This is a genomic window from Burkholderia sp. MSMB1835 (assembly GCF_001526365.1).
Lineage (GTDB): Bacteria > Pseudomonadota > Gammaproteobacteria > Burkholderiales > Burkholderiaceae > Burkholderia.
In genome coordinates, this window is the sequence record NZ_LOYP01000054.1 from 275,878 (window position 1) to 288,835 (window position 12,958).

The 12,958-nt window shown below is 65.1% G+C and carries 11 protein-coding genes; all 11 read right to left on the reverse strand.

Annotation, left to right across the window (positions count from 1 at the left end):
* Positions 1 to 68: 68 nt before the first annotated feature.
* Positions 69 to 1,241, reverse strand: a complete 1,173-nt coding sequence (gene lapB, locus WS96_RS27250; protein WP_059836776.1) for a lipopolysaccharide assembly protein LapB — start codon at positions 1,239 to 1,241, stop codon at positions 69 to 71.
* Between the two features lie 53 nt (positions 1,242 to 1,294).
* Positions 1,295 to 1,588, reverse strand: a complete 294-nt coding sequence (locus tag WS96_RS27255; RefSeq protein ID WP_012328123.1) for a lipopolysaccharide assembly protein LapA domain-containing protein — start codon at positions 1,586 to 1,588, stop codon at positions 1,295 to 1,297.
* Between the two features lie 208 nt (positions 1,589 to 1,796).
* Positions 1,797 to 2,120: an integration host factor subunit beta gene (locus WS96_RS27260; RefSeq protein WP_006486894.1), complete on the reverse strand. Its 324-nt coding sequence runs from the start codon at positions 2,118 to 2,120 to the stop codon at positions 1,797 to 1,799.
* Positions 2,121 to 2,142: 22 nt separating this feature from the next.
* On the reverse strand, positions 2,143 to 3,855 hold the full coding sequence (gene rpsA, locus WS96_RS27265) for a 30S ribosomal protein S1 (protein WP_011544885.1): 1,713 nt from the start codon (positions 3,853 to 3,855) through the stop codon (positions 2,143 to 2,145).
* 142 nt (positions 3,856 to 3,997) lie between these two features.
* On the reverse strand, positions 3,998 to 4,684 hold the full coding sequence (cmk, locus tag WS96_RS27270) for a (d)CMP kinase (protein WP_006476573.1): 687 nt from the start codon (positions 4,682 to 4,684) through the stop codon (positions 3,998 to 4,000).
* Positions 4,685 to 4,697: 13 nt separating this feature from the next.
* Positions 4,698 to 6,002, reverse strand: coding sequence for a 3-phosphoshikimate 1-carboxyvinyltransferase (gene aroA, locus WS96_RS27275; protein WP_059836778.1), 1,305 nt, complete (start codon positions 6,000 to 6,002; stop codon positions 4,698 to 4,700).
* 13 nt (positions 6,003 to 6,015) lie between these two features.
* Positions 6,016 to 6,942, reverse strand: a complete 927-nt coding sequence (locus WS96_RS27280; protein ID WP_059836779.1) for a prephenate dehydrogenase — start codon at positions 6,940 to 6,942, stop codon at positions 6,016 to 6,018.
* Positions 6,943 to 7,129: 187 nt separating this feature from the next.
* Positions 7,130 to 8,212, reverse strand: a complete 1,083-nt coding sequence (gene pheA, locus WS96_RS27285; RefSeq protein ID WP_059836782.1) for a prephenate dehydratase — start codon at positions 8,210 to 8,212, stop codon at positions 7,130 to 7,132.
* Positions 8,213 to 8,245: 33 nt separating this feature from the next.
* Positions 8,246 to 9,328, reverse strand: a complete 1,083-nt coding sequence (serC, locus tag WS96_RS27290) for a 3-phosphoserine/phosphohydroxythreonine transaminase (protein ID WP_059836784.1) — start codon at positions 9,326 to 9,328, stop codon at positions 8,246 to 8,248.
* Positions 9,329 to 9,483: 155 nt separating this feature from the next.
* Positions 9,484 to 10,083 (reverse strand): DUF2059 domain-containing protein, encoded by a 600-nt coding sequence (locus WS96_RS27295; RefSeq protein ID WP_006486966.1) that lies wholly within the window; start codon positions 10,081 to 10,083, stop codon positions 9,484 to 9,486.
* 83 nt (positions 10,084 to 10,166) lie between these two features.
* Positions 10,167 to 12,770 carry a DNA gyrase subunit A gene (gene gyrA, locus WS96_RS27300; protein ID WP_059836785.1) on the reverse strand — a complete coding sequence of 868 codons (2,604 nt, stop codon included), beginning with the start codon at positions 12,768 to 12,770 and terminating at the stop codon, positions 10,167 to 10,169.
* Between the last annotated feature and the right edge of the window lie 188 nt (positions 12,771 to 12,958).

A 12,958-nucleotide genomic window follows, 5' to 3' on the forward strand; every position in this document is an offset into this window, starting at 1 on the left:
AATTGACTAACTTGGCCGCCGGGGCGAGCCCGGCGGCAACCGCAGCGCGTTGGCTCCGCGTGCCGGGATCAGCCCGGCATCGCAGGTTCGACGCGGCGCGGCGCATAGGTTTCCCAGCCGCTGCATCCGGGGCACTGCCAATAGAAGAGCCGTGCCCGGAAACCGCAATTCTGGCACGTATACCGTGGCAGATTTTTCGTGCGCTGCTTGATCAGCGCACGCATCATTTCAAGTTCCTTACGACGCGGCTCCTCGGCCGCCGCGATCTGCGCATCGAGCAGGTGCAGCATCCCCGACAGGTTCGGCGACTTTTCCATCTGCGTCCGCGCGAGCGTGTGTGCCGCATCCTGGCCGCGCAACCCGGCGATATGCTGATAGGCGATGTCGAGCAGGTCGTTCGACGGATAGCGATCGACGTACCCCATCAGCAACTCGGCGCCTTCGACGTTCTTGCCGAGCGCGACGTATGCCTTCATCAGCTTGTCGGCCACGAGCGGCAGATACGCCGGGTTCTGCGCTTCGACGCGCTTCCAGTGCTCGATCGCGCCCGCGTGATCGCCCGCCGCTTCCGCCGCGTCGCCGGACAGGACCGTCGCACGCACGTTCTGCGGATTCACGCTCAGCGCAAGGCGCAACTGTTCGGCCGCCGCGGCGGCATTCTTGCGCTGCAGCGCGTCCTGCGCGAGTTCGCAGTGAAACTGCGCGATTTCGACGCCGAGCGGCTTGTCGCTCATCGACTCGATGCGTTTCGCCGTATCGATCGACTTGTTCCAGTCCTTCTCGATCTCGTAGATCGTCAGCAGCGCGCGCTGCGCGCCGAGCGCGTAGTCGCCGTCGGCGAGCTTGTGGAACGCCTCTTCCGCGCGATCCAGCAGGCCGGCCTTCAGGAAATCCTGACCCAGTTCGTACAGCGCGTGGTCACGTTCGTTGACCGGCAGGTCGGTGCGGCTCAGCAGGTTCTGGTGCACGCGGATCGCGCGGTCGGTCTCGCCGCGACGGCGAAACAGGTTGCCGAGCGCGAAGTGCAGCTCGACCGTTTCGGGGTCGAGCTTGGCAACCTCGATGAACGCATCGATCGCCTTGTCGGGTTGTTCGTTCAACAGAAAATTCAGGCCGCGAAAATACGAACGCGGCAGGTTGGCGCTCTCCGACAGGAGATTCTTCAGGTCATAGCGTGACGCCGCCCAACCGAGCGCGAACGCGACCGGAATCGCGAGCAACCACCAGAAATCCAGATCCATGCGAAATATCGAAGCAGAGACGAAAACCGCGCGATGATCGCGCGGCGTCCGTGTTAAATGACGGGCGGCATCGGCGGCTGGTCGATGACGGCAGGCGTTTCACGCGCAGCACGCAGATCGCGCTTCAAACGCCCGTTCTCGAGACGCAGGCGGAAGATCGAAGGCAGCGCGGACAGCAGGCCGGCCAGCAGCCCCACGGCGAAGAATGCCAGGCCGATCAGGATCAGCGGCGCTTGCCATGCGTAGCCGGCAACGAAATTCAGCGTCGCGGTTTGCGTATTGGCCAGCGCAAGCACCAGCAGCAGGACGAACACCAATACCCGGATCAGCCAGACGATAAACTTCATGAAGCCCTCTCTTTGTTGAGGTTTGCCGCGGCGCGCGACTCCCCTTCGTCGCACCGAATCGACCCGTATTGTAAAGGAAGCGTTTCCGCGGCTGCGCACATCCTGTGCGCGGCGTGGCGCGCGGTGGCCGGAAATGAAAAAAGCGCCCGCAAGGGGCGCTTTTCTTTTCAGCCTTCGCCGGACAGGTTCCGGGCACACCGAACGACGTTCAACGCTCGTCGTCCGGATCGTCAGCCTTCAGCGGTTCACCGGCGCGGCCGTCGACGCGTTCACGCAATTCCTTGCCAGGCTTGAAGTGCGGCACGAACTTCTCGGGCACCTGCACTTTCTCTCCCGACTTCGGGTTGCGTCCGACGCGCGCCGGGCGACGATTGAGGCCAAAGCTGCCGAAACCCCGAATTTCAATGCGATGCCCTTTCGCCAGGGCGTCGGACATCGCATCGAGCATCGTTTTCACCGCGAAATCCGCATCCTTGAGGACAAGTTGCGGAAATCGCGATGCCAGCTGCGCGACCAACTCGGATTTGGTCATACTTCAGCAGACCTCGTAAGGCTTACTGGTTTTGGCCGTCGAGCTTCGCCTTCAGCAGCGCGCCGAGGTTGGTCGTACCGGTCGCAGCAGCGCTGGAGTCCGACTGCAGGCCGCGGATCGCTTCCTGTTGTTCGGCCGAATCCTTCGCCTTGATCGACAGGTTGATGCCGCGCGACTTGCGATCGATGTTGATCACCATCGCGTTGACCTTGTCGCCTTCCTTCAGCACGTTGCGTGCGTCTTCGACGCGATCCTGCGAGATTTCCGACGCACGCAGGTAGCCTTCGATGTCGCCCGTCAGCGTGACGACCGCACCCTTCGCATCGACCGTCTTCACGACGCCGTCGACGATCGAGCCCTTGTCGTTCATTGCAACGTAGTTGCTGAACGGATCGCCTTCGAGCTGCTTGATGCCGAGCGAAATGCGCTCCTTCTCGACGTCGATACCGAGCACGATCGCTTCGACTTCGTCGCCCTTCTTGTACTTGCGAACGGCTTCTTCGCCGGCTTCGCTCCACGACAGGTCCGACAGGTGGACCAGGCCGTCGATGCCGCCCGGCAGACCGATGAACACGCCGAAGTCGGTGATCGACTTGATTGCGCCCGTGATCTTGTCGCCCTTCTTGAAGTTGCGGCTGAAGTCATCCCACGGATTCGGCTTGCACTGCTTCATGCCGAGGCTGATACGACGGCGGTCTTCGTCGATCTCGAGGACCATGACTTCGACTTCGTCGCCCAGCTGGACAACCTTCGACGGCGCAACGTTCTTGTTGGTCCAGTCCATTTCCGACACGTGGACGAGGCCTTCGATGCCCGATTCCACTTCGACGAATGCACCGTAGTCGGTGATGTTCGTGACCTTGCCGAACAGGCGCGTGCCCGACGGGTAACGGCGCGAGATGCCTTCCCACGGATCGTCGCCCAGTTGCTTGATGCCCAGCGAGACGCGGTTCTTCTCTTGGTCGAACTTGAGGATCTTCGCGGTGACTTCCTGGCCAACCGACAAGACTTCGCTCGGGTGACGCACGCGACGCCATGCGATGTCGGTGATGTGCAGCAGGCCGTCGATGCCACCGAGGTCGACGAACGCGCCGTAATCGGTGATGTTCTTGACCACGCCGTTGACGATCGCGCCTTCCTTCAGCGTCTCGAGCAGCTTCGCGCGCTCTTCGCCTTGCGTTGCCTCGATCACTGCACGACGCGACAGCACGACGTTGTTGCGCTTGCGATCGAGCTTGATCACGCGGAACTCGAGCGTCTTGCCTTCGTACGGGGTCGTGTCCTTGACCGGACGCGTGTCGACCAGCGAACCCGGCAGGAACGCGCGGATGCCGTTGACCATCACGGTCATGCCGCCCTTCACCTTGCCGGTGATCGTGCCGGTGACGAGTTCGTTGTTGTCGAGGGCCTTTTCCAGCGACAGCCACGATGCGAGGCGCTTTGCCTTGTCGCGCGACAGGATCGTGTCGCCGTAGCCGTTTTCGAGTGCGTCGATCGCGACGGACACGAAATCGCCCGACTGCACCTCAACCTCGCCCTGATCGTTCAGGAATTCCTCGATCGGAATGTAAGCCTCGGACTTCAGGCCTGCATTGACGACCACGAAGTTGTGGTCGACGCGCACGACTTCGGCGGAAATCACTTCGCCGGCGCGCATGTCTTGGCGGGTCAGCGACTCTTCGAACAGAGCCGCAAAGGATTCGGTATTCGGGGTGGAGGTTTGCAGGTCGGACATAAAAATCTGATTGTGCATGGCTCGCTGTGCCACGCCGGCCGGAATGGCAGGCTGAAAGGGCCAGATCGAAGACCACACGGGGTTAAGGGTTCGAAACACGCTCCGCACTCACGCGCGGAGCACCTACTGCCGCCCAGCCTTCTCAGGCTGGCTGGCCGAGCGCCCGGTACCACTGCAGCACCTGATCGACGGCTTCATCGACCGAAAGCGCCGACGTATCGAGCAACTTGGCATCTGCCGCAGGCTTCAGCGGCGCGGCTGCGCGATTGCTGTCGCGCGCGTCACGTTCACGAAGATCCCGGAGCAAGTCATCTATATTAGCAGAAAAACCTTTTTGCATCAATTGCTTATGCCGTCTGGTCGCGCGCGCCTCGGCGCTGGCGGTCAGGAACACCTTCAGCACGGCGTCGGGGAAGATCACCGTGCCCATGTCGCGCCCGTCCGCCACGAGGCCCGGCGTCTTGCGAAACGCCCGCTGGCGCGCGACGAGCGCGGTGCGCACGGGGCCGTGCACGGCAATGGCCGACGCGCGGTTGCCGACCGCTTCGGCACGAATGTCGTTCGACACGTCGACGCCGTCGAGCTGCGCGCAACCTTCACGGAACGTGATGTGCAGATCGTCGATCAGCTTCACCAGCGCGTCGATGTCTTCCGCGGCGATTCCGTAGCGCACGCTCGCGAGCGCCGCGAGCCGGTACAGCGCGCCGCTGTCGAGCAGGTGGAAGCCGAGGTGCGCGGCGACGAGCGCCGCGACGGTGCCCTTGCCGGAAGCGGTCGGGCCGTCGATCGTGATGACGGGAGTCGGGTGAAAGGGTCGGGTCGATTTCATCGGAACAGTCGGATCAGGCTTTGGCGAGCGCGGCGAAGCGGTCGAAATAGTCGGGGAACGTCTTGCCGACGCACTTCGGATCGTTGATCCGCACGGGCACGCCGCCCAGGCTGACGAGCGAGAAGCACATCGCCATCCGGTGATCGTCGTACGTATCGATCGCCGCGTTCGGCGTGAGCTTTGCGGGCGGCGTGACGACGAGATAGTCGGGGCCTTCCTCGACGATCGCGCCGACCTTGCGCAGCTCGGTCGCCATCGCGGCGATGCGGTCGGTCTCCTTCACGCGCCAGCTCGCGATGTTGCGCAGCGTGCTCGTGCCGTTCGCGAACAGCGCCGCGATCGCGATGGTCATCGCCGCGTCGGGAATCAGGTTGAAGTCCATGTCGATCGACTCGAGCTTGCCGTGATCGTGGCCGATGCCGCGCACGTCGATCCAGTCGTCCCCCATCGTCACGTTCGCGCCCATCTGCATCAGCGCATTCGCGAAGCCGACGTCGCCTTGGATACTCGCCCGCCCCACGCCCTCGACCCGCAGCGGGCCGCCGCCCAGCGCGCCGGCCGCGAGGAAGTACGACGCGGACGACGCGTCGCCCTCGACCATGATTCGCCCCGGCGAGCGGTAGCGCACGCCGGCCGGCACGACGAAGCGCTGCCAGCCGTCGCGCTCGACGCTCACGCCGAAGCGCGCCATCAGCCGGATCGTGATGTCGATGTACGGCTTCGAGATCAGCTCGCCGTCGACTTCGACGACGGTCCGGCCGTCCTTCGCCTTCACGAGCGGCAGCGTCATCAGCAGCGCGGTGAGGAACTGGCTCGACACGTCGCCGCGCACGCGGATCGGCGCATCGACCGAGATCGGCGCGGGCTTGATCCGCAGCGGCGGGTAGCCTTCGTTCAGCTCGTAGTCGATCTGCGCGCCGATCTGGCGCAAGCCGTCGACGAGATCGCCGATCGGCCGCTCGTGCATGCGAGGTACGCCGTGCACCCGGTAGTCGCCGCCGTTTACCGCGAGCGCGGCGGTCAGCGGCCGCACGGCCGTGCCCGCGTTGCCGAGGAACAGGTCGGCCGTCTTCGCGGTAAACGCGCCGCGCGTGCCGGCGACGACACAGGTGTCGCCGTCGCGCGCGAGCTTCACGCCGAGCTTGCCGAGTGCGTCGAGCATCACGCGCGTGTCGTCGGAGTCGAGCAGGTTGGTGATCGTCGTTTCGCCTTCGGCGAGCGCCGCGAGCAGCAGCACGCGGTTCGAAATGCTCTTCGAGCCGGGCAGGCGCACGGTGCCCGATGCGCTGGAGTACGGGCCGAGATCGAGGTAGTCCATGGGAATCGTCCTGTTATTTCTTGACCGGTTCGGCAGCGGGCGCGCCGCCGCATTCCTGCCATGCCTTGCGCGCGGCGCGCGAGCGCGCGAATACGGCTTCGAGCGCCGCGCCGTCGCCGGCGTCGATCGCCGCGCGCAACCGCGTGAGCACGCGTGTGTAGCCGTCGAGTTCGTCGAGCAGCGCCGCGCGGTTCGCGACGCACACGTCGCGCCACATTTCCGGGTTCGACGCCGCGATGCGCGTGAAATCGCGAAAACCGCCGGCCGCGTACGAGAATTTCAGTTCCGCGTCGGCCTCGCCGAGAATCTGCTCGACGAGCGCGAACGACAGCACGTGCGGCAGATGGCTGATCGACGCGAATACGCGATCGTGCTGTTCGGTGGTCATCGTGCGCACGTCGGCGCCGGTCGCGCGCCACATCGCGTCGATCCGGGCCACCGCTTCGGGCGCGTTCTCCGGCAGCGGGCACAGTACGACGTTGCGGCCGACGTAGAGGTCCGGCAACGCCGCCTCGACGCCGCTCGACTCGCGCCCGGCGATCGGATGACCCGGCACGAACTGCACGATCCGCGCGCCGAGCGCGTCGCGCGCAGCCGCAACGACATCGGACTTGGTGCTGCCCGCATCGGTGACGATCGTCGCGCCGTCGAGCCACGGCGCAATGCGCGCGAGCAACGGGCCCGTCTGGGCGACGGGCGCGGCCAGCAGGACGAGATCGGCGCCGGCAAGGGCGTCGCGCACCTGCGCGTCGTCGTCGAGCGCCGCCGCGCGGTCGACCACGCCGAGCGACAGCGCGCGCTCGACCGACGCACGCGAACGGCCCACGCCGACGATCTCGCCCGCACCGCCCGGCGCGCGCTCGCGCAGCGCGCGGGCCAGCGATCCGCCGATCAGGCCGACGCCGAAGATGACCAGTTTGTTGAATGCAAAGCCTGACACGACAAGAGCCAAGTTACGCATGCGGGACGACGCCCCGCACGCGGAATTCCAGATTCCGGGCAACGGGCCCGCACCCGGCGCAACCTGCGCCGGATACCGCCCGCTCCCGCCTTCGGCAGCGCCGATCGGCCTGCCCTGCCCGCTTCTTCGCGCGCCGCCTGCGCACCGCAGGCGACGCGCCGCCGCGTCAGCGTGCGCGCGGATACGAACCGAGTATCTTCAGGAACGCGGCCTTTTGGCCGAGTTCCGTCAGCGCGGCCGCCACCGCCGCATCGTCGCGATGCCCTTCGATGTCGATGTAGAAGTAGTACTCCCACGTGCCCACGCGCGCCGGACGCGACTCGAAGCGCGTCATCGACACGCCGTGCCGCGCGAGCGGCTCGAGCAGCTTGAACACGGCGCCCGGCTCGTTCTTCACCGACACGATCAGCGACGTCTGGTCGTGACCGCTCTGGCCGGCCGGCTGCTTGCCGACGATCACGAAGCGCGTGCGGTTGTGCGGATCGTCCTGGATCAGCGAGAACGCGATCTGCAGGCCGTAATGCGCGGCCGCGCGATCGCCCGCGATCGCGGCGACGGTCGGATCGGCCGCGGCGAGACGCGCGGCCTCCGCGTTGCTCGCCACGGCCTGCCGCTCGAGCTGCGGCGCATTCGCCGCGAGCCACTGCTGGCATTGCGCGAGCGCCTGCGCATGCGCGCAGACACGCTTCACGCCGTCGAGCGTGCCGCTCTGCGTGAGCAGGTTGTGATGGATCGGCAGCGCGAGCTCGCCGCTGATCACCAGTTGGGTCTGCAACAGCAGGTCGAGCGTGCGCGATACCGCGCCTTCGGTCGAATTCTCGACCGGTGCGATGCCGAACGCGGACGCCCCGGCCTCGACCGAGCGGAACACCTCGTCGATCGACGGGCACGGCAGCCCTTCGATCGACTGGCCGAAATACTCGAGCATCGCCTGCTCGCTGTACGTGCCGACCGGCCCGAGGAACGCGACGTGGATCGTCTGCTCGAGCGCGCGGCTCGCCGCCATGATCTCGCGCCAGATGGCGCTGATGTGCTCGCTCGCGAGCGGCCCGGCACTCATGTCCTGCAGCCGCGCGATCACCTGCAGCTCGCGCTCCGGCCGGAACACCGGCGCGTTGAAATGCTTCTTGACCTCGCCCACCTCCAGCGCCACCGCGGCGCGCTGGTTCAGGAGCGCAATCAGCTGCGCGTCGATCGCGTCGATGCGGTCGCGCAGCGGTTTCAGGCGGGAATTCAGTTCGTCGTCCATGCGTTTTGCCGTGCTGTTTGAACAGCGCCGCCGTCAGGCGCCGCGCTGCTCGAAGTCCTTCATGTACTCGACGAGCGCCTTCACGCCCTCGAGCGGCACCGCGTTGTAGATCGACGCCCGCATGCCGCCGACGGACTTGTGGCCCTTCAGCTGCAGCAGCCCGCGCGCCTTTGCGCCGGCGAGGAAGTCTTCGTTGCGCGTTTCGTCGGCCAGGAAAAACGGCACGTTCATCCGCGAACGTGCTGCCGGCTCGACCTTGTTCAGATAGAAACTGCTCGCGTCGATCGTGTCGTAGAGCAGCTTCGATTTTTCGATATTGCGGGCCTCGATCGCTTCGAGGCCGCCCTGCCGCTTCAGCCACTGGAACACGAGGCCCGCGATGTAGATCGCGTAGGTGGGCGGCGTGTTGTACAGCGAGTTGTTCGCGGCGATGGTCTTCCACTCGAATGCGGACGGGCAGATCGACAGCGCGCGATCGAGCAGATCCTCGCGCACGATCACGACCGTCACGCCGGCCATCCCGATGTTCTTCTGCGCACCGCCGAACAGCACGCCGTACTTCGCGACGTCCATCGGGCGCGACAGGATGTGCGACGAGACATCCGCGACCAGCGGCACGTCGCCGAGATCGGGGATCTCGAACGTCTCGACGCCGTCGATCGTCTCGTTGGTGCACAGATGCACGTAGGCGGGATCGTCCGACAACTGCCATTCGGCGCGCGCGGGCGCACGCGTGAAGCCGTCCTCCGTCTTGCCGGTCGCGGCCAGATGCGGCGTGCAGAACTTCTTCGCCTCGCCGAACGATTTCTGCGACCACGAACCCGTCACGACGAAGTCGGCCGTCTTGCGCGAGCCGAGCAGGTTCATCGGCACGATCGCGTTTTCCGCGATGCCGCCGCCCTGCAGGAACAGGATCCGGTGGCTCGCCGGCACGCCGAGCAGGTCGCGCAGGTCGGTCAGCGCGGCCTCGTGGATCGACATGAACTCCTTGCCGCGATGGCTCATCTCCATCACGCTCATGCCGCTGCCGTGCCAGTCGAGCATTTCGTCGGCGGCCTGCCGCAGTACTTCCTCGGGCATCGCCGCGGGGCCGGCGGAGAAATTAAAGACGCGCATCGTGAAAACCTCGGGAGGGACGCGACCGGCTGGCCGCCGGCGGAACGCGCCAGAAAAGAAATGGCCGCTTGCGCTCGCGCGCAAACGGCCATTATCGCACTGTCGTCAGGCTCCCGCCAAACCCGGCCGAACGGCCGGGGGCGTGCCCGGACAGCTTACTTGCCCGGCTTGACTGCTGCGACTTCCTTGTCAGCCTGCGTACGCGTTGCCTGGATCGCTTGCGGCATGTACTTCTGCATCAGGCCGTTGACCACGTCGCGACCGACCTGATCCTGAACCTGGATGAACTTGCGGCCCGTCGGGCTCTTGTAGAACGTCGTCAGATCCTTGATCTCCGACGTGCTGTAGTACTTCGCGTACGCGTCGTACTGAGCCGACATCGCGTCGCTCTGGAACTGTTGCGTGCCGAACACCTTGCCTGCGCCGTCGACCAGCTTCGGCACCGCGTTCTTCTGCAGCGTCGGAACGGCAGCCTGCTTCTGCTTGTCGTTCAGCGTCTTGTTTTCCGACAGCGCGTCCGACAGGATCGCCGGCACGAGTTGCTTGGCCTGCATTTCGGCGCTGTTGCCGATTGCCGACACGAGCTTCGGCGCGTCGATCGCGTCGAGCAGATCCTTGATCGCTGCCTTCTTGTCGGCGTCGATCGGCGCAGCTGCCGCCGGAGCAGCCGGTGCGGAATTCGACAGCGCCTGCGCCATCGCGAACGTCGGCACCAGTGCAGCCAGCAGAACCAGTTGCTTGAATTGCTTTTGCATCATCACTCCCTTTTGGAAATATGAATGGTTGCTCGCCGGCCGCGGCGCATTTCGCCCGCGGCGGCCAGAGTCTCATCCGTTCTTCAGGCTTCGCCGTCCGACGCCTCGTCGGCCTCGCCCTCTCCCTCTTCGGCCTCCGCGATCTGCTGCAGGCCAGAGAGCTTGGTACCCTCATCGAGACTGATGAGTGTAACACCTTGCGTGGCGCGTCCCATCTCGCGTATCTCGGAAACACGGGTGCGAATCAACACGCCGGCCGTCGTGATCAGCATGATCTGATCCTCGGCGTCGACGAGCGTGGCGGCCACGACCTTGCCGTTGCGCTCGGACGTCTGGATCGCGATCATGCCCTTCGTGCCGCGGCCGTGACGCGTGTACTCGGTGATCGGCGTGCGCTTGCCGTAGCCGTTTTCGGTTGCGGTGAGCACCGTCTGCTCCTCGCTGCCCGCGACCAGCATCGCGATGACCTGCTGCCCGTCCTCGAGCTGCATGCCGCGCACGCCGCGCGCCTCGCGCCCCATCGGACGCACGTCGTTCTCGTCGAAACGCACGGCCTTGCCGGAATCCGAGAACAGCATCACGTCGTGCGCGCCGTCGGTGATCGACGCACCGATCAGGTAGTCGCCATCGTCGAGGCCGACCGCGATGATGCCCTTCTTCATCGGGCGGCTGAATGCTTCGAGCGGCGTCTTCTTCACGGTGCCGAGCGACGTCGCCATGAAGATGAACTTGTCGGCCGAGAATTCCTTGACCGGCAGCACGACGTTGATCTTCTCGCCTTCCTGGAGCGGGAACATGTTGACGATCGGGCGGCCGCGCGAGTTGCGCGAGCCCTGCGGCACTTCATAGACCTTGACCCAGTACACGCGGCCGCGGTTCGAGAAGCACAGGATGTAGTCGTGCGTGTTCGCGATGAAGAGCGTCTCGATCCAGTCGTCTTCCTTCATCTGCGTCGCCTGCTTGCCGCGACCGCCGCGCTTCTGCGCGCGGTACTCGGACAGCGGCTGCGACTTCACGTAGCCTGCATGCGACATCGTGACGACCATGTCCTGCGGCGTGATCAGATCCTCGGTGTTCAGCTCGGTCGCGTTCAGCTCGATCTTCGAGCGGCGCGCGTCGCCGAATTCGGCCTTCACCGCGGTCAGCTCCTCGCCGATCATCGTCGTGATCCGCTCGGGGCGCGCGAGGATGTCCAGCAGGTCGGCAATCTGCGCCATCACTTCGCGGTACTCGCCGATGATCTTGTCCTGCTCGAGGCCGGTCAGGCGCTGCAGACGCATCTGCAGGATTTCCTGCGCCTGCGTGTCGGACAGACGGTACAGCCCGTCGGTCTGCATCCCGAACGCCGGGTTCAGGCCTTCCGGACGGTACGCGGAACGGCCGCCGGCCGCCGCGTTCTCGCTCTCGGCACGCGTCAGCATCTCGCGCACGAGCGACGAATCCCACGGCTTCGCCATCAGTTCCTGCTTCGCGATCGGCGGCGTCGGCGCGGCCTTGATGATCGCGATGAACTCGTCGATGTTCGCGAGCGCGACCGCGAGACCTTCGAGCACGTGGCCGCGCTCGCGGGCCTTGCGCAGTTCGTAGATCGTGCGGCGCGTCAGCACTTCGCGTCGATGCGACAGGAAGCACTGCAGGATTTCCTTCAGGTTCAGCAGCTTCGGCTGGCCGTCGACGAGCGCGACCATGTTCATGCCGAACGTGTCCTGAAGCTGCGTCGCCTTGTACAGGTTGTTCAGCACCACTTCCGGCACTTCGCCGCGCTTGAGCTCGATCACGACGCGCATGCCGCTCTTGTCGGACTCGTCGCGGATGTCGGAAATGCCTTCGAGCTTCTTCTCGTTGACGAGCTCGGCGATCCGCTCGAGCAACGAGCGCTTGTTCACCTGGTACGGCAGCTCGTCGACGATGATCGCCATCCGCTGGCCGCGGTCGATCTCCTCGAAGTGCGTGGCCGCGCGCATCACGACGCGGCCGCGCCCGGTGCGGTAGCCGTCGCGCACGCCGGCGACGCCGTAGATGATGCCGGCCGTCGGGAAGTCCGGCGCCGGGATGATTTCGATCAGCTCGTCGATCGTCGCCTCCGGGTTGCCGAGCAGATGCTGGCACGCGTCGACGACTTCGTTCAGGTTGTGCGGCGGGATGTTGGTCGCCATGCCGACCGCGATGCCCGACGAGCCGTTGATCAGCAGGTTCGGAATACGCGACGGCAGGACCGACGGCTGCGTTTCGTTGCCGTCGTAGTTCGGCTCGAAGTCGACCGTTTCCTTGTCGATGTCGGCGAGCAGCTCGTGACCGATCTTCGCCATGCGAATTTCGGTGTAACGCATCGCCGCGGCATTGTCGCCGTCGATCGAGCCGAAGTTGCCCTGCCCGTCGATCAGCATGTAGCGCAGCGAGAAGTCCTGCGCCATCCGCACGATCGTGTCGTAGACCGCGGTATCGCCGTGAGGGTGATATTTACCGATCACGTCACCGACGATACGCGCCGATTTCTTGTACGCGCGGTTCCAGTCGTTGTTCAGTTCGTGCATCGCGAACAATACGCGCCGGTGCACGGGCTTCAGGCCATCGCGGACATCCGGAAGGGCACGTCCGACGATCACGCTCATCGCGTAATCGAGATACGAACGGCGCATTTCCTCCTCGAGGGAGGTGGGCAGGGTCTCTTTGGCGAATTGATCCATGTATCCGTATCGTTTCGGAGCGAAGACGGCGAACGCCTTTCGCGTGGGCGCTGCATGCGCAACGCAACGCGAGATTCTAACATGCGCCCATCAGCCGCCAATCCGCTCCCCCTCTATATGTAAACAGCAAAAATCGCGGCGGCGGCGAATCGGCCGCAATCGATCGGCCGAAATCGCGCGCGACGCTC